General features: G+C 67.4%; 17 protein-coding genes. 12 read left to right on the top strand and 5 right to left on the bottom strand.

The features are described 5' to 3' along the window. A complete protein-coding gene (locus CY658_RS27025) occupies nucleotides 1-804 on the bottom strand; it encodes an enoyl-CoA hydratase-related protein (RefSeq protein ID WP_101493131.1) in 804 nt (267 codons plus the stop codon). Nucleotides 805-1,116: 312 nt separating this feature from the next. On the opposite strand from CY658_RS27025, the gene CY658_RS27030 reads away from it, so the two are divergent. Both CY658_RS27030 and CY658_RS27035 read left to right on the top strand, forming a co-directional pair. Then, nucleotides 1,117-1,719, top strand: coding sequence for a phenylacetic acid degradation protein PaaY (locus CY658_RS27030; RefSeq protein ID WP_101493132.1), 603 nt, complete (start codon nucleotides 1,117-1,119; stop codon nucleotides 1,717-1,719). Nucleotides 1,720-1,790: 71 nt separating this feature from the next. Beyond that, a complete protein-coding gene (locus tag CY658_RS27035; protein WP_101493133.1) occupies nucleotides 1,791-2,426 on the top strand; it encodes a TetR/AcrR family transcriptional regulator in 636 nt (211 codons plus the stop codon). On the opposite strand, the gene CY658_RS27040 is transcribed toward CY658_RS27035, so the two are convergent. From CY658_RS27040 to CY658_RS27055, 4 genes are read right to left on the bottom strand one after another with little or no spacing between them, the layout of a single operon-like run. Further along, complete coding sequence (locus tag CY658_RS27040) at nucleotides 2,410-3,447, bottom strand: VWA domain-containing protein (protein ID WP_101493134.1); 1,038 nt, start codon at nucleotides 3,445-3,447, stop codon at nucleotides 2,410-2,412. The genes CY658_RS27035 and CY658_RS27040 overlap by 17 nt on opposite strands. Beyond that, nucleotides 3,444-4,439: a DUF58 domain-containing protein gene (locus tag CY658_RS27045; RefSeq protein ID WP_101493135.1), complete on the bottom strand. Its 996-nt coding sequence runs from the start codon at nucleotides 4,437-4,439 to the stop codon at nucleotides 3,444-3,446. Before CY658_RS27045 ends, CY658_RS27040 begins: the two co-directional genes overlap by 4 nt. After that, nucleotides 4,420-5,445: an AAA family ATPase gene (locus CY658_RS27050; protein WP_101493136.1), complete on the bottom strand. Its 1,026-nt coding sequence runs from the start codon at nucleotides 5,443-5,445 to the stop codon at nucleotides 4,420-4,422. The genes CY658_RS27045 and CY658_RS27050 overlap by 20 nt, the downstream gene beginning before the upstream one ends. 24 nt (nucleotides 5,446-5,469) lie before the next feature. After that, entirely contained in the window at nucleotides 5,470-6,468 is a 999-nt protein-coding gene (locus CY658_RS27055) for a S1C family serine protease (RefSeq protein ID WP_101493137.1), read from the bottom strand. 88 nt (nucleotides 6,469-6,556) lie between these two features. On the opposite strand from CY658_RS27055, the gene CY658_RS27060 reads away from it, so the two are divergent. From CY658_RS27060 to CY658_RS27105, 10 genes are all read left to right on the top strand, one after another. Continuing rightward, nucleotides 6,557-7,417, top strand: a complete 861-nt coding sequence (locus tag CY658_RS27060) for a TatD family hydrolase (RefSeq protein ID WP_101493138.1) — start codon at nucleotides 6,557-6,559, stop codon at nucleotides 7,415-7,417. Nucleotides 7,418-7,548: 131 nt separating this feature from the next. Continuing rightward, on the top strand, nucleotides 7,549-8,046 hold the full coding sequence (locus CY658_RS27065; RefSeq protein ID WP_101493139.1) for a hypothetical protein: 498 nt from the start codon (nucleotides 7,549-7,551) through the stop codon (nucleotides 8,044-8,046). Nucleotides 8,047-8,150: 104 nt separating this feature from the next. Then, entirely contained in the window at nucleotides 8,151-8,696 is a 546-nt protein-coding gene (locus CY658_RS27070) for a DNA-deoxyinosine glycosylase (RefSeq protein ID WP_101493140.1), read from the top strand. Beyond that, nucleotides 8,696-9,475, top strand: a complete 780-nt coding sequence (locus tag CY658_RS27075; protein ID WP_101493141.1) for a spermidine synthase — start codon at nucleotides 8,696-8,698, stop codon at nucleotides 9,473-9,475. Before CY658_RS27070 ends, CY658_RS27075 begins: the two co-directional genes overlap by 1 nt. A 10-nt stretch (nucleotides 9,476-9,485) precedes the next feature. Next, nucleotides 9,486-11,273, top strand: coding sequence for a GspE/PulE family protein (locus CY658_RS27080; protein WP_101493142.1), 1,788 nt, complete (start codon nucleotides 9,486-9,488; stop codon nucleotides 11,271-11,273). 135 nt (nucleotides 11,274-11,408) lie between these two features. Then, the gene (locus CY658_RS27085) at nucleotides 11,409-11,897 is read left to right on the top strand and encodes a tripartite tricarboxylate transporter TctB family protein (protein ID WP_101493143.1); all 489 of its coding nucleotides are present in this window, start codon (nucleotides 11,409-11,411) and stop codon (nucleotides 11,895-11,897) included. A gap of 19 nt (nucleotides 11,898-11,916) precedes the next feature. After that, on the top strand, nucleotides 11,917-13,428 hold the full coding sequence (locus CY658_RS27090; protein ID WP_101493144.1) for a tripartite tricarboxylate transporter permease: 1,512 nt from the start codon (nucleotides 11,917-11,919) through the stop codon (nucleotides 13,426-13,428). 192 nt (nucleotides 13,429-13,620) lie between these two features. Next, nucleotides 13,621-14,604 carry a Bug family tripartite tricarboxylate transporter substrate binding protein gene (locus CY658_RS27095; protein WP_374221136.1) on the top strand — a complete coding sequence of 328 codons (984 nt, stop codon included), beginning with the start codon at nucleotides 13,621-13,623 and terminating at the stop codon, nucleotides 14,602-14,604. 15 nt (nucleotides 14,605-14,619) lie between these two features. Continuing rightward, the gene (locus CY658_RS27100; protein WP_101493146.1) at nucleotides 14,620-16,233 is read left to right on the top strand and encodes a gamma-glutamyltransferase family protein; all 1,614 of its coding nucleotides are present in this window, start codon (nucleotides 14,620-14,622) and stop codon (nucleotides 16,231-16,233) included. A gap of 21 nt (nucleotides 16,234-16,254) precedes the next feature. Further along, the gene (locus CY658_RS27105; RefSeq protein WP_101493147.1) at nucleotides 16,255-17,208 is read left to right on the top strand and encodes a DMT family transporter; all 954 of its coding nucleotides are present in this window, start codon (nucleotides 16,255-16,257) and stop codon (nucleotides 17,206-17,208) included. The last annotated feature ends 19 nt before the right edge of the window (nucleotides 17,209-17,227 follow it).

Raw genomic sequence — 17,227 nt, forward strand, 5'->3', positions numbered from 1 at the left:
TCAGCGGTCCTTGAACACCGGGGCGCGCTTGGCGCGGAAAGCCTCGACACCTTCGCGGTAGTCGTCGGCATTGCCCATCTCACGTTGGATGCGCGCTTCTTCGGCAAGTGCCGCGCCGAGGTCGAGGTTCTGTGCTGCGGCCATGGCCTCGCGGGTGGCGACCAGTGCGCGCGTGGGCATGCCGGCCAGGCGCGACGCCAGCGCAGCGGCGGTGTCGGCCAGGGCCGTGTCGTCCACGCACTGCCAGATCAAACCGATGCGCGCGGCTTCTTCGGCGGGCAGCTTGTCGCCCAGCATCGCGATGCCCAGCGCGCGCGCCGGGCCCACGAGGCGCGGGAGCAGCCAGGTGCCGCCGGTGTCGGGCACGAGGCCGATCTTGGTGAAGGCCTGGATGAAGCTGGCCGAGCGGCCGGCCACGACGAGGTCGCAGCACAGCGCGAGGTTGGCGCCCGCGCCGGCCGCCACGCCGTTCACGGCGGCAACCACCGGCACCGGCATCGAGCGCAGGCGCGCGACCAGCGGGCCGTAGTAGGTGGAGATGACGTGGCCCAGGTCCTTGGGCGCGGCGTCGGGCGTCGGGTCGGGCGCGACCGATGGGTCGGCCAGATCCTGCCCGGCACAGAAGGCGCGGCCGGCGCCGGTGAGCACCACGCAGCGCACGCTGCTGTCGGCGGCAGCGGCTTCGAGCGCGGCCAGCAGTTCGGCGTGCAACCCGGTCGTGAAGCTGTTGAGCGCCGCAGGGCGGTTCAGGCTCAGCGTGCGGACGGCGCCGCTGTCGCTGATGAGTACCAAAGGCTCAGTCATGCGTGTCTCTTTCATCCTTTGTGGGGCCGGATCGGCAGGCAAACACTATTGACCGACCGTTCGGTTGATTTTAGGATCGACCTCGATTCCGGCACAAGCGGGGTGCCTTCAGGGCAAACCCTAGGAAGGTGTGAACGAACCCGGCATGCCCGCTCATCCCGCCCAGACACGCCCCCTCGGCGTTGCAAATGCTCGCCATAGCCCGAGCTATGGCTGCGCTTTGCGCCTTGAGGGGGCGCGCCTGGGCGGGCTGCTCGGCCACGCCGGATTCATTCACACCTTCCCCAGCCCGCGAAAAAACAAGGAGACCGAATGCCCAGCTATTCCATCGACGGCGTGATCCCCGTCGTCGACCCGAGCGCCTACGTGCATCCCACGGCCGTGCTGATCGGTGACGTGATCGTCGGCCCGCACTGTTATGTGGGCCCCTGCGCCAGCCTGCGCGGCGACTTCGGCCGCATCGTGCTGCAGGAGGGCTCCAACGTGCAGGACCACTGCTGCATCCACGGCTTTCCCGACAACGACACGGTGGTGGAGGTCAACGGCCACATCGGCCACGGCGCGATCCTGCACAGCTGCATCGTGCGGCGCGACGCGCTGGTCGGCATGAACGCGGTGGTGATGGACGAGGCCGAGGTGGGCGAGCAAGCCATCGTCGCGGCCTGCGCCTTCGTGCCCGCCGGCATGAAGGTGCCCGCGCGCTCGCTCGCGGCCGGCATTCCGGCCAAGGTGCGGCGCGAGCTCAGCGACGAAGAGATCGCCTGGAAGCTCGAAGGCACGCACACCTACCAGGCGCTGACGGTGCGCAGCCTCGCGAGCCTGCACGAGGTGGCGCCGCTCGCCGAGGTCGAAAAAGACCGGCCGCGCCTGCCCGCCACCGACGTGAAATCCCTGATCGCCACCCGCCGCGGGTAGCCCTGCGGCTTCATGCAAGATCGAGCCTGCTGCATGCCAGCAACCGACAGATAACCCAGGAAGAAGACCCGATGCCGCGTGGAAGATCCGCCACCTACGACGACCAGCGCGAACTGATCCTTGCGCAGGCCGCACAGCTGTTCGCCCGCCGTGGCTACCCCGCGACCTCGATGAACCAGGTCGCCGAGGCCTGCAACCTCTCGAAGGCCACGCTCTACCACTACTACAAGGACAAGAGCAGCCTGCTCATCAGCATCGCCGAGACGCATGTCTCGAAGCTGGCGGCGCTGGTGGCCGAGGAAGAGGCCAATCCGCACACCGACGAGGAGCGGCTGCGCCGCTTCATCTACCGCATCGTCGAGGAGTACGCCGGCGCGCAGGACGCGCACCGCGTGCTCACCGACGACGTGCGTTTTCTCGCAGACGAAGACCGCGAGCGCGTGCTCGACCAGGAGCGCGCCGTGGTCGCGGGCTTTGCGCGTGCCGTGTCGGCGCTGCGCCCCGGCGCGCCGAGCGATGAACTCGCCAAGCCGCTGACCATGCTGCTGTTCGGCATGATCAACTGGATGTTCACCTGGATGAAGCCCGGCGGCCGGCTCGACCATGCGGCCATTGCGCCGATCGTGGCCGACCTGTTTTTGGGCGGGGTGGGGGCGGTGAAGATGCCGCCCGCTGCACCCTCACAGAGCGCTAAAGAATCCGGTTGAACCAGAGCAGCGACAGCCCCGCCGACAGCAGCGTGAGCACCGCGGCGGCCAGCGCGAACAGGGCCGACACCTCGGTCTCCTTCTTCTCGACGGTGAGCTTGGAGCTCAGCGTTTCGTAGACCTTCTTCAGGTCGCTCGCGGTGCCGGCGTAGAAGTACTCGGCGCTGGTCTTGTTGGCGATGGCCTTGAGGGTTTCTTCGTCGAGCCGCACGCGCATCGACCAGCCTTCGAAGCCGATGGTTTCGCCGTCGACCGTGCCCACGCCCACCGTGTAGATGCGCACGCCGCGGTCGGCCGCGGCCTTGGCGGCGTCGAGCGGGTCGACACCGGTGGTGCGCTGGCCGTCGGTCAGCATGATGATCGCGGCCGAGGTGAACGAGCCGGGCGCCACGGGCGTGAACTCTTTCAGCTGCTTCTCGTTCTGGTCGATCGGAATGCCGCGTTGGCGGCTCGGCGCGCTGAACTGCGAGATGTCGATGCCCGCGTCGGGGAACAGCGTGGCCAGCGACACCACGATGGCGTTGCCCGTGGCCGTGGCGCGCTGCAGCTGAAAGCTGTCGATGGCCGTCACGAGGTCGTCGTGGTTGGTGGTGGGCAGCTGCGCCACCTGCGCGCTGCCCGCGAAGGCGACGATGCCGACCTTCACGTGGCGCGGCAGGTCCTTGATGAAGCTCTTGGCCGCCTCCTGCGCCGCCACGAGGCGGTTGGGCAGCACGTCGGCCGCGCGCATGCTGCCCGACACGTCCATCGCCAGGATGATGGTCTGCTGGTTCGACGGCAGCACCACCACCGCCATCGGCCGCGCCGCCGCCACGAGCATCGCGGCCATCGCCACCAGGAACAGCAGCGGCGGAATATGGCGCCGCAGGCTCTGGCCCGGGCCCATGGCCTCGCGCACGATCGACAGGCTGGCGTAGCGCACCGCCATCTTCTTCTTGCGGCGGATCAGCCAGACATACAGCAGCACCAGCAGCGGCAAGGCCGCCAGCAGCCAGAGGAATTGAGGCCAGAGGAATGTCATGCCGCCACCACCGCCTTCCCGCCACCCGCTGCGACCCCGCGAACCCGGCGCTTGCGCAGGTCCGCGAATCGCACGATGGCTTCGACCAGGTCGTCATTGGTCGAGAGTTCGAGGGCGTCGACGCCGGCCCGGGCCAGCGTGGTGCGCAGGGTGGTCTCGCGCTCGGCGGCCAGCCGCGCAAAGCGTTTGCGGAACCCCGCGTCATGGGTGTCGACCCACAGCTGCTCGCCGGTTTCGGCATCGCGCAGCGGCACCAGGCCGAGGTCGGGCAGCTCGAGTTCGAGCGGATCGAACAGGCGCACGGCAATCACTTCATGCCGCTGCACCAATTGGCCCAGCGGGCGCTCCCAGCCGGGCTCGCTGAGAAAGTCGGACACCACGAACACGGTGGAACGGCGCGGCATGAGCGAGGCGGCCGAGGTCAGCAGGTCGGCCAGGCGCGTCATGCCTTTTTGCGTGGGCGCGGCCTCGGCCTGGTTCGCGCGCTTTTCCATCGCGTGCAGCAGGTGCAGCACATGGCGGCGGCCGGTGCGCGGCGGAATCACGGCCTCGAGGTCGCGGCCGTAGACCAGCGCACCGACCCGGTTGCCGTGCCGCGTGAGCAGCCGCGCGAGCACGCCGACGAAGCCGGCCGAAATCTCGCGCTTGGCCTTCAGGCCCGAGCCGAAATCGACCGAACGGCTCAGGTCGAGCACGAACCAGGCGGACATCTCGCGGTCTTCGGTGAACACGCGCACGTGCGGCGTCTGCAGCCGCGCGGTGACGTTCCAGTCGATGTGGCGCACGTCGTCGTGGTGCTGGTACTCGCGCAGGTCGGCTAGGTCGAGGCCGCTGCCGCGCATCAGCGTGCGGTAGTCGCCTTGCAGCAGGCCGTCGAGGCGGCGGATCACGGTCCATTCGAGCCGGCGCAGCGCGCGTTCGGCCCCGCCGGCTTCGAGCGCGAGCCGGTCGTCGTTCGCGGCCTCGGGGGCCTTACGCCACCAGCTTTTCATGTTCGAGCGGTTTGGGGGGAGCGGGAACGGCCTTCATGATCTTCTCGATCAGCCCGTCGGGCGTGAGCCCTTCGGACAGGCCTTCGTAGGACAGCGTCACGCGGTGGCGCAGCACGTCGGGCACCAGCGCGCTCATGTCTTCGGGCAGCGCGTAGCTGCGGCCGCGCAGCAGTGCCAGGGCGCGCGCGCCTTCGGTGAGGCTGATGCTCGCGCGCGGGCTGGCGCCGAAGGTGATGAAGCGGCGCAGGTCTTTCAGTCCGTGTTTTTCGGGCGTGCGCGTGGCCGACACCAGCTTCACGGCGTACTGGATCAGCGAGGGGTCGACGTACACGCGCCGCGCCTCGGCCTGCAGCTCGGCCAGCTGGTCGGTGGTGGCGACCGGCGTGGCCGAGACGGGCGGGCCGATCACGCGCTGCACGATCACGAACTCTTCTTCGTCGCTCGGGTAGTCGACCATCACCTTCATCATGAAGCGGTCGACCTGCGCCTCGGGCAGCGGGTAGGTGCCCTCGGTCTCGATGGGGTTCTGCGTGGCCATCACGAGAAAGGGGCGCGGTACCTTGTGCGTTTCGCCGGCGATGGTGACTTGGCGCTCCTGCATCACTTCGAGCAGCGCGCTCTGCACCTTGGCCGGCGCGCGGTTGATTTCGTCGGCCAGCAGCAGGTTGGCGAACACCGGGCCCAGCGAGGTGCTGAACTCGCCCGTCTTCTGGTTGTAGATGCGCGTGCCCACCAGGTCGGCCGGCACCAGGTCGGGCGTGAACTGGATGCGCTTGAACTGGCCGCGCACGGTGTCGGCCAGCGTCTTGATGGTGAGCGTCTTGGCCAGCCCCGGCACGCCCTCGACCAGCAGGTGGCCGCCCGCGAGCATCGCGACCATCACGCGCTCGAGAAAGCGGTCTTGCCCCACGACCACGCGCTTCACCTCGTAGAGGATCTGCTCCATCAGCTCGGCGGTGGCGGGCGCTGTGGAAAAGGTCGAGGAGGTCGGGTTTTCTGTGCTCATGCGAAGGGCTTTCTTTCGAAGAAATCAGAAAGGCGGCGAGCCTGCCGCAGAGGCGGCGTTCTCGATCGGCACCGCGAAGCCGATGCCGATGAAGGTGCGCTGCTGCGTCGGGTTGAGGATGGCGGTGACGATGCCGAGCACCTCGCCGTCCATGTTGATGAGCGGCCCGCCCGAGTTGCCGGGGTTGGCGGCGGCATCGAACTGGATCAGGTTACCCAGCTCCTGCTTGCCTTCGGGCGAACGGAAGGAGCGCTTCAGGCCCGACACCACGCCGGCCGACACCGAAGGCCCGATGCCGAACGGAAAGCCCACGGCGGCCACCTGGTCGCCGGAGCGCAGGTCGGCGGTGGAGCGCATCACGGCGGGAATCAGGTCGTCGGGAATCTTCTGTGCCTGCAGCACCGCGAGGTCGTTCTCGGGCTGCACGCCGGTGATGACGGCGATGGCTTCGAGGCCATCGGCGAAGGTGACCTTGATCTTCTCGGCGCCGGCGACCACGTGCAGGTTGGTGAGGATCACGCCCTTGTCGACGATCACCACGCCCGTGCCCACGCCGCGCTCGACCTCGCCCGGCGTGCCGCCGTCGGCGGGCGCCTCGGGCGCCTTGCCCTTGGCCATGTTGCGGCCACGCTTCTGGGTCTTGGCCTCGGGCGTGGCCTTCTCGGGGCCATAGCCGACCACGCGCACCACCGAGGGCCGCACGATGTCGGCGGCCCTGGCAGCCGGCGAGGGGAGGGTGTTGGTCTGCAGCGTGCGCAGCACGGCGGCGTCGATGTCTTTTTGCGTGAGCGCCTTGGCGCCGTGGTGCGGTGCCCAGTAGGCGCCGCCGGCGGCGATGGCGATGCAGCTGACGGTGAGCAGTGCGAAGGCGCGGCGCCCGGGTTGCCAGCGTGCGCGAGGTGGTGGGGCTTGCACGGCGTTGGCCTCGGCCACAGCCGCGGCATCCGCCGGCGACCCGGCCGCCGGTTCTGCGGCCGGTGGCAGCGTGCGGGGCGAGCGGCTGTAGAAAGCGGGCCTGCGCATCGGAGCACCTCCGGCAAAAAAGACGCGTGAAGGAGTTCACAGTAGCACGCTTTCCGCGCCTGTGCATCCCTTCGGGCATCATGGCGCGATGGCTGCGTTTGTCGATACCCACTGTCACCTCGATGCGCCCGAATTCGGTGCGGAGATGCCAACGATTCGCGCCCGTGCGGCTGCGCAGGGCGTGGTGCTGTGCGTCATTCCGGCCGTGGCGGCCTTCAACTTCGCCACCGTGCGCGAGCTGGCCCACACGCAGGGCGACGCCTACGCGCTGGGCATCCACCCGCTGTGCACGGGCGAGGCGAGCGATGCCGACCTGCAGACGCTCGATGCCGAACTGCACGCGCGACGCGACGATCCGCGCCTGGTGGCGGTCGGCGAGATCGGGCTCGACTACTTCGTCGAAGGCCTGGACGCCGATAAACAGGAACGCTTCTTTCACACTCAGTTGCAACTGGCGCGCAAGCATGGGCTGCCGGTGCTCATCCATGTGCGGCGCTCGGTCGACAAGGTGCTCAAGCATTTGCGGCAGACGGCGGGCGGGCGGCCGTGGCACGGCATCGCCCACGCGTTCAACGGCAGCGAACAGCAGGCGCAGGCCTGCATCGAGGTCGGGCTCAAGCTGGGTTTCGGTGGCGCCGTGACCTTCGAGCGCGCGCTGCAGTTGCGCCGCCTCGCGGCCACCTTGCCGATGGACGCGCTGGTGATGGAAACCGACGCGCCCGACATCCAGCCGCACTGGCTCTACCGCACGCAGGCGCAGCGCGACGCCGGGCAAGCGCAGGGCCGCAACGAGCCCGGCGAACTGCCGCGCATCGCCGAAGTGGTCGCGCAACTGCGGGGCATCGACATCGACTCGCTGGCCGAAAACACCACGCGCAATGCGGTCGCAGCCCTGCCAAAGCTCCAAAGTCTGCTGAACGTGTCGGAGGGGCGTCCGCCCGCCGCGTAGGTCAAGGTCCCGAGTTGCGCCAGCGCAGGTTATCGGGCCGTTTTTGCTGTCATCCTTGAAGTTCGAAGTGACGTTGGTTGTCCAGTGGCACTGTCGTCACTCCGCTAGTTCACTCAAAAAAGGAGTCTTTCATGACCACATCTTTTGTTCGTACCCTGCCTGTCACGCTCGCACTGGCGCTGGCCTCCATCGGTATGTCGGCCGTCGCGCAAACCACCGCGGCACCCGCCACGGCCGAGCCCACGACCACCGAGAAGGTGAAGGAAGCCGGCAAGGACGCCGTCGACGCGACCGCACGCGGTACCGAGAAGGCCTGGGACGCCACCAAGAGCACGACCAAGAAGGCCGTGAACGCGACCGAGAGCGGCGCCGAGAAGGCCTGGGATGCCACCAAGAGCGGCACCAAGAAGGCAGCCAACGCCACCGAGCGCGGCACCAAGAAGGCCTGGAACGCGACCAAGAACACCACCAAGAAGGCCACCACCGCCACCAAGAAGGCCGCCGTGAAGACCGGCGACGCTGTTGAAAACGCCGGCCACAAGTCGGCCGACGGCATGCGCAGCACCGGCAAGGCGATCGGCGAGAAGGTGCCGGGCACGGCCGAGCACGACGCAGCCAAGAAGCCGTAAATCCACGCACCGGGCTTCGGCCCGTGCTTCAAGAAAGAACCCGCTTCGGCGGGTTTTTTCATGGGCGTTCAAGGCGTCTGCGCGGCAATGCCAAGATACCGCCCATGAAACCGACCGCCGCCCCGTCGCCGACCGTTGCTGCCGCCACCGCCGGCACGGTGCTGACCGGTCTCGCGCCCCTCGTCTCTTCGAACACACGTGTGCTCATTCTCGGCAGCTTCCCGGGCGTCAAGTCGCTCGTGCAGCAGCAGTACTATGCGCATCCCCAAAATCAGTTCTGGAAGATCTTGCAAGCCCTCTGGCCCGACCCTGCGCTTCCGACGGGCGCGGACAGCTACCCTCAGCGTTGCGCGTGGCTGCTCGATCGCGGCCTCGGCGTGTGGGACGTGTACGGCGCCTGCGAGCGCGAGGGCAGCCTCGACACGGCGATCCGCTCGCCGGTCGTGAACGACATCGCCGGCCTGCAGCTGCCCAAGCTCGCGGCCATCGCCCACAACGGCGGCGAGAGCTTCAAGCACGCACGCCACACGCGCACCCTCGGCGTGCCGGTCTATTCATTGCCATCCACCAGCCCCGCCAACGCGTCATGGTCCTTCGAGCGCAAGCTCGCGGCCTGGCGCGAGGTCTTCGTTGCCCACCACCTTCTCTGATGGCTTCCTCCGCAAATAAGAAAACCCTCGTCCTGCCCGAAGTCAATTTTTCCGACTGGGGCGACATCCGCTACCTGCACCTGGGCACCGAATGGGTCCAGGGCTCGATGAAGCTCGACGCACCTTTTGATATCGAGCTCGAGTACGTGCAGCGCATGATGGCCTGGCTGCTGTTCGTCGACAGCAAGGGCGTGGGCAACCGCCACGCGATGCAGCTCGGCCTGGGCGCGGCCACGCTCACCAAGTTCAGCCGCAAGACGCTGCGCATGCGCACCACCGCGGTCGAGCTGAACCCGCAGGTGGTGGCCGCCTGCCGCGGCTGGTTCAAGCTGCCGGCCGACGACCTGAAGCTGCGCGTGGTGATCGCCGATGCGGCCGAAGAAATCCGCAAGCCCGAATGGCAGGGCACGGTCGATGCACTGCAGGTCGACCTGTACGACCACGAGGCCGCCGCGCCGGTGCTCGACAGCGAAGACTTCTATGCCGACTGCCGCGCGCTGCTCACCGAAGACGGCTGCATGACGGTCAACCTGTTCGGCCGCTCGTCGAGCTACGAGCGCAGCCTCGAGAAAATCGCCGCCGCCTTCGGCGCCGATGCGGTGTGGGCCTTCAAGCCGACGCGCGAAGGCAACACGGTGGTGCTGGCCCAGCGCACGCCGTCGCGCCCGAAGCGCGAGGTGCTTGCCGAGCGCGCCCAAACCATCCAGACTCGCTGGGGCCTGCCCGCGCCCAAGTGGCTGCGGGTGTTCAAGCCGATGACGCTTTCCCTCACCACCTGATTTCCGGTTCATGAGCGCTGTACCCGCCGCCGCCTCCGCTGCTGCTCGCCACGAAGGTCCGCTCGACCTGCGTCGCCTGATCGAATGGCTCGCCACCGACGGCGTGATCTCGCCGATGGAAGCCAAGCGCACCATCGCGCGCTGCGCCCAGGCCGAGAGCCGGCAGGCGCCGCTGGTGCGCCTGGCCAATGTCGCCATGACGCGCGAGGCCGACGGCAAGCCGCTCGACCTCGAAGCGCTCACGCAATGGCTCGCCGGCCGCGCCGGCTTGGCCTACCTGCGCATCGATCCGCTCAAGGTCGACGTGGGCAAGGTGGCCGACACCATGAGCGCCGGGTATGCCGAGCGCCACAAGGTGCTGCCGGTGCAGGTGCTGCCGAACGAGGTGGTGGTGGCCACGGCCGAGCCCTTTCTCACCGACTGGATCGCCGAGGTCGAGCGCCAGTCGAAGCGAACCGTGCGCCGCGTGGTGGCCAACCCGTCGGACATCCAGCGCTACACGGCCGAATTCTTTGCGCTCGCCAAGTCGGTGCGCGCCGCGCAGAAGGCCGGCGGCAACACCGGCGGTGCGAGCTTCGAGCAGTTGGTCGAGCTCGGCAAGAGCACCAAACAGCTCGACGCGAATGACCAGAGTGTGGTGCAGGTGGTCGACTGGCTCTGGCAGTACGCCTTTGACCAGCGCGCCAGCGACATCCACCTGGAGCCGCGCCGCGAGCAGGGCGTGATCCGTTTCCGCATCGACGGCATCCTGCATCCGGCCTACCAGATGCCGATGGGCGTGATGAACGCGATGGTCGCGCGCATCAAGCTTTTGGGCCGCATGGACGTGGTCGAAAAGCGCCGCCCGCTCGACGGTCGCATCAAGACCCGCAACATGCGCGGCGACGAAGTCGAAATGCGCCTGTCGACCTTGCCGACCGCCTTCGGCGAGAAGATGGTGATGCGGATCTTCGACCCCGACACCGCGGTGAAAGACCTCGACGCGCTGGGCTTTGCGCAGCACGACGCGCAGCGCTGGGAACAGCTCGTCACGCGGCCCAACGGCATCATCCTGGTGACCGGGCCCACGGGCTCGGGCAAGACCACCACGCTGTACTCCACGCTCAAGCGCGTGGCGACCGAAGAGGTCAACGTGAGCACGGTCGAAGACCCGATCGAAATGATCGAGCCCTCGTTCAACCAGACGCAGGTGCAGCCGCAGCTCGACTTCGGTTTCACCGAGGGCCTGCGCGCGCTGATGCGGCAGGACCCGGACATCATCATGGTCGGCGAAATCCGCGACCTCGCCACCGCCGAGATGGCGGTCCAGGCCGCGCTCACCGGCCACCTGGTGTTCAGCACGCTGCACACCAACGACGCGCCGAGCGCCATCACGCGGATGATGGAACTCGGCGTGCCCTCGTACCTCATCACCGCCGTGATGCTGGGCGTGCTCGCGCAGCGCCTGGTGCGCACGCTGTGCCCGCATTGCAAGCAGCCCGACGACGCGGTCACGCGCGAAAGCCTCGAAGCCATCGTCAAGCCGTGGCAGATCACCGGCTCGGTGCGGGCCTACAAGCCGGTGGGGTGCGTCGATTGCCGCATGACCGGCTACATGGGCCGCATGGGCCTGTACGAACTGCTGAGCGTGACCGAGCCCTTCAAGGACAAGGTCACCAAGGAGCCCAACCTCACGGGCCTGCGGCGCCAGGCCGTGATCGACGGCATGCGGCCGTTGCGGCTGGCCGGCGCGCTGCGCGTGGCCGAAGGCGTGACGACCATCGAAGAAGTGCTCAGCGCCACGCCCCCGCTTGAGTAGAAACACGTGCCCCCCGCGCGACGGGGCATGAGTCATTTCGGGTTATCCCTAGTCTTCCGGTTAGTGGAATCCACATCAGCCTGACCGGAGGCTGACTCGACAATTCCGCATCGAAATTGTTCGAGGAGACTGTTCGTGAAAATCAAAAGTCAGAAAGACTTTTTCTCGGGACTGATGTTCACCGTCGTGGGCGTGGCGTTCGCATGGGGCGCCACCACCTACAGCGTGGGCAGCGGTGCTCGCATGGGCCCGGGTTACTTCCCGTTGATGCTCGGCATCCTGATGTCCTTCATCGGCCTGGGCATCATGTTCAGCGGGCTCACCGTTGAAACGACCGACGGCGAAAAAATCGGCAAATGGGCCTGGAAGCAGGTCGTGTTCATCCTGGGCGCCAACATCGCCTTCGGCATCCTGCTGGGCGGTCTGCCGAGCCTGGGCGTGCCGGCCATGGGCATGATCATCGCCATCTACGCGCTCGTGATCATCTCGAGCCTGGCGGGCCATGAGTTCAAGCTGCCCACCGTGCTGATCCTGGCCACCGTGCTGGCCGTCGGCAGCTACGTCGCGTTCATCTGGGCGTTGAAGCTCCAGATCCAGGTCTGGCCGACCTTCATCACCGGTTGAGAAGAAAGCTGCTCACACCATGGAACTGTTTGAACACCTCTCGCTGGGTTTTGGCGTTGCCTTCACCTTCACCAACCTGCTGTACTGCCTGGCCGGTTGTATTCTGGGCACGCTGATCGGCGTGCTGCCGGGCATCGGCCCGGTCGCGACCATCGCGATGCTGCTGCCCGCCACGTACGCGCTGCCGCCCGTGTCGGCGCTGATCATGCTGGCCGGCATCTACTACGGCGCGCAATACGGTGGCTCGACCACCGCGATTCTGGTGAACCTGCCGGGCGAATCGTCGTCGGTGGTGACCGTGATCGACGGCTACCAGATGGCGCGCAAGGGCCGTGCAGGTCCGGCGCTCGCCGCTGCGGGCCTGGGCTCGTTCTTCGCGGGTTGCGTCGGCACGCTCATCCTGGCCGCCTTCGCACCGCCTCTGACCGAGCTGGCCTTCAAGTTCGGCCCGGCCGAGTACTTCTCGCTGATGATCCTGGGCCTGATCGGCGCCGTGGTGCTGGCGTCGGGTTCGCTGCTCAAGGCGATCGCGATGATCGTGCTGGGCCTGCTGCTGGGCCTGGTCGGTACCGACGTGAACTCGGGTGTCGCGCGCTTCAGCTTCGACGTGCCTGAACTCACCGACGGCATCGGCTTCGTGGCCATCGCCATGGGCGTGTTCGGTTACGGCGAAATCATTGCCAACCTGTCGCGTCCGGACGAAGAGCGCGAAGTCTTCACCGCCAAGGTCTCGGGCCTGTTCCCGACCAAGGAAGACTTCAAGCGCATGCTGCCCGCCGTGCTGCGTGGTACCGCGCTGGGTTCGTCGCTGGGCATCCTGCCCGGTGGCGGTGCGCTGCTGTCGGCCTTTGCGGCCTACACCATCGAGAAGAAGACCAAGCTGCATCCGGGCGAAGTGCCCTTCGGCAAGGGCAACATCCGCGGCGTGGCCGCGCCTGAAGCCGCCAACAACGCCGGCGCGCAGACCTCCTTCATTCCGCTGCTGACGCTGGGCATTCCGCCCAACGCCGTGATGGCGCTGATGGTCGGTGCCATGACGATCCACAACATCCAGCCGGGTCCGCAGGTCATGACCAGCAACCCCGAGCTGTTCTGGGGCCTGATCGCCTCGATGTGGATCGGCAACGCGATGCTGGTGATCCTGAACCTGCCGCTGATCGGCCTGTGGATCAAGCTGCTGTCGGTGCCCTACAAGTTCCTGTTCCCGGCGATTGTGCTGTTCTGCGCGATCGGCGTGTACTCGACCAACAACAACACCTGGGACATCTGGATGGTGGGTGTGTTCGGCTTTGTCGGCTACACCTTCTTCAAGCTCGGCTGCGAACCCGCACCGTTGCTGCTGGGATTCATCCTGGGCCCGATGATGGAAGAGAACCTGCGCCGTTCGCTGCTGCTGTCGCGTGGCGACTGGAGCGTGTTCGTCACGCGCCCGATCTCGGCCGGCCTGCTGATCGCTGCAGCCCTGCTGCTGATCATCGTGCTGTTGCCTGCAGTGAAGTCCAAGCGCGAAGAAGCCTTCGTCGAAGACTGATCGACGGCCTTTGCCTTCACGCACAAACGGCGCCTTCGGGCGCCGTTTTTCGTTGGGGCTTCGACGTGGCACGATTGATGCGTTGGATTCATATATCTATCCGATAAATCCATTTCCCTTTTCAATGCCCTGCGAGTCCAATCCTGCGGCCACGTCGGACAAGGCACGCCTCGACACACCACCTCGGACACAATGAATTCCATGAAACGAACCACCCGTATCGCGCTCGCCGCGGCCGCGCTGGTGCTGGCCGCGGTGCCTGCCCTGGCCCAGCAGACCTATCCGAACCGTCCGATCCGGTTGATCGTGCCGTTCCCGGCGGCCGGCGCCACCGACCTCTTCGCCCGCACGCTGGGCCAGAAGATGAGCGAGAAGCTCGGCACCCAGCTGATCATCGACAACAAGCCCGGCGCGGGCGGCGCGATCGGCTCCGACCTCGCGGCCAAGGCACTGCCCGACGGCTACACGCTGCTGCTCGCGACCACGAGCACGCACGCCATCGGCCCGGCCATCACGGCCAGGCTGCCCTACGACACGGTGCGCGACTTCGCGCCCATCGCCCACGTGGGCGATGCGCCGAGCATCATGCTGGTGCCGGTCAACACGCCCGCCAAGACGGTGCGCGAGTGGATCGACCACGCGAAGAAGAACCCCGGCAAGCTCAACTACGCATCGAGCGGCAACGGCACCATCGTGCAGCTCACGGCGGAGCTGTTCAAGGCGCAGGCCGGCGTGTTCGTCACGCACATTCCCTACCGCGGCACGGCGCTCGCGGTGCCCGACCTCATCAGCGGCAAGGTCGACGTGCTGTTCGATTCGCTGCCCACCGGCATGCCGCATGTGCGCGACGGCCGGCTGCGCGCACTGGGCGTCACATCGCTCAAGCGCAGCCCGCTGGCGTCCGAGCTGCCGCCCATTGCCGACACGCTGCCGGGCTTCGAGTCGAACACCTGGTTCGGCTTCTACGGCCCGAAGGGGCTGCCGGCCGACATCGTGGCGCGCGTGAACAAGGCCGCCAACGAAGCGTTGGCCGACCCCGAGCTGAAGGACAAGCTCGCCCGCCTGGGCATCGAGCCGGCGAACGCGGGCACGCCCGAGCAGTTCGCAAAGATGGTGGCCGTTGACGCCGCCAAATGGAAAAAGATCGTCGTCGATCGCAAGATCACCAACGACTAACGAGAGCACGCCGACATGAACTTCGACTTCAACAACCCCTACCTCTCGACCCGTCTGCCGGTGTTTGCGCGCAACGTGGTCGCCACGTCGCACCCGCTGGCCGCGCAGGCCGGCCTGCGCATGCTTCAGCAGGGCGGCAACGCGGTCGACGCGGCCATTGCCACGGCCGCGGTGATGACGCTGGTCGAGCCCGTGAGCAACGGCCTGGGCAGCGACGCCTTCTGCATCCTGTGGGACGGCAAGGAACTGCACGGCCTCAACGCCTCGGGCCCCGCGCCGAAGGCATGGACGCCCGCGTACTTCAAGGCCAAGTACGGCGCCGACGCCGCCACGCCGCCGATGCGCGGCATCGACTCGGTCACCGTGCCCGGCGCGGTGCGCGGCTGGGTTGCGATGAGCGACCGTTTCGGCAAGCTGCCTTTCGCCGACCTGATGGCGCCCGCCATCGACATCGCCGAGCGCGGCTACCTCGTGCCGCCGGTGGTGCAGGGCAAGTGGGCGGCGGCCACGCCGATCCTGCAATCGCAGCCGGGCTTCGCCCAGGCCTTCCTGCCCTGGGGCCGCGCGCCCGAGATCGGCGAGCTGTTCCGCTTCACCGCGGCGGCCCGCGCGCTCAAGGCGATTGCCCGCACCAAGGGCGAGGCCTACTACAACGGCGAGATCGCCGAAGCGATCGCCAAGTTCTCGCAAGAGCAGGGCGGCGCGCTCACTGTGGCCGACATGGCGGCCTACCAGCCCGAGTGGGTCAAGCCCATCTCGCGCGACTACCGCGGCCACACGCTGCACGAGATTCCGCCGAACGGCCAGGGCATCGCGGCGCTGATCGCGCTGGGCATCCTCGAGAAGTTCGACATCGCCTCGCTGCCGGTCGACTCGGTGCAGTCGCAGCACCTGCAGATCGAGGCCATGAAGCTGGCTTTCGCCGACGTGTACCGCTACGTGTCGGAGCCATCGTCGATGACGGTGACCCCCGCGCAAATGCTCGATGACGCGTACCTCGCTTCGCGTGCGAGACTCATCGACGTGAACAAGGCGCAGGACTTCAAGGCCGGCAACCCGGTCAAGGGCGGCACCATCTACCTCACCGCGGCGGACGAGAGCGGCATGATGGTGAGCTTCATCCAGAGCAACTACATGGGCTTCGGCTCGGGCTGCGTCGAACCCGAGTTCGGCATCAGCCTGCAGAACCGCGGCCACGGCTTCAGCCTCAAGGCCGAGAGCCCGAACGTGGTGGCGCCGGGCAAGCGCCCGTTCCACACCATCATTCCGGCCTTCCTCACGAAGGACGGCCAGCCGGTGATGAGCTTCGGCGTGATGGGCGGCAACATGCAGCCCCAAGGCCACATGCAGACGCTGGTGCGCATGCTCGACTACGGCCAGAACCCGCAGGCCGCGTGCGACGCACCGCGCTGGCGCTTCAACGCGGGGCTCGAGATCAACGTCGAGGCCGCGATGAAGGCCGACACCGTGCAAGGCCTGCGCGACCTGGGCCACCACCTGGACGTGATCAACGACTCTTACCAGGACTTCGGCGCCGGCCAGTTCATCTGGCGCGCGGGCGAGCCGTCGGTCGAAGGCTATGTCGCTGCAAGCGACCCGCGCCGCGACGGCCTCGCTGCAGGCTACTGAGGATCAAGGGATGATCGGGGGATGAACAAAGCAGCCGCATCGGCCGGCATTCCCCCGCACGGACACGAGGCCGCCCGCAAGGGCTACGCCACCGGCCTCGTCCTTGCCACGCTGGGCGCCATCGCCTTCAGCGGCAAGGCCATCATCGTCAAGCTGGCGTACCGCTACGGCGTCGACGCCATCACGCTCATCATGCTGCGCATGCTCTTTGCGCTGCCGCTGTTCGCGCTCATGGCGTGGTGGGCCGGGCGCGGCAAGCCCGCACTCACGACGCGCGACTGGCTCGGCATTTTGGGGCTCGGCTTCTCGGGCTACTACCTCGCGAGCTTTCTCGACTTTGCCGGGCTGGCCTACATCTCGGCCAGCTTCGAGCGGCTGATCCTGTACCTCAACCCCACGCTGGTGCTGTTCTTCGGCTGGCTGCTGTACCGGCGCCGCCCGACGCGCCCGCAGGTGTTCGGCATGGTCGTGAGCTACGCCGGCGTGCTGCTGGTGTTCGGCCACGAGCTCTGGACCGGCGGCGACGGCAAGGGCGGCGGCGCGGCGGCATGGGGCGCGTTCCTCGTGTTCCTGAGCGCGGTGAGCTATGCGGGCTACCTTGTGTACAGCGGCGAGTTCGTCAAGCGGCTGGGCTCGCTGCGGCTCGTGGGGCTGGCGACCACTGTGGCCTGCCTGTTGTGCATCCTGCAGTTCGTGCTCACGCGGCCCATGAGCGCGGCGATGGCAGTGGCGCCCGAGGTGATCTGGCTGTCGGTGCTCAACGCCACGTTGTGCACGGCGGTGCCTGTCCTCATGGTGATGATGGCCATCGAGCGCATCGGCCCCGCCATTGCGGCGCAAACCGGCATGATCGGGCCCCTGTCCACCATCTTCATGGGGGTGGTCATATTGGGTGAGCCGTTCACCGCGTGGATCGCGGCCGGCACGGTGCTCGTCATTGCGGGCATCTTCGTTTTCACACGCAAGGGGCGCTAGCCGCCCCTGCACGATCAAT

This window comes from Variovorax sp. RO1 (assembly GCF_002849325.1).
GTDB lineage: Bacteria > Pseudomonadota > Gammaproteobacteria > Burkholderiales > Burkholderiaceae_C > Variovorax.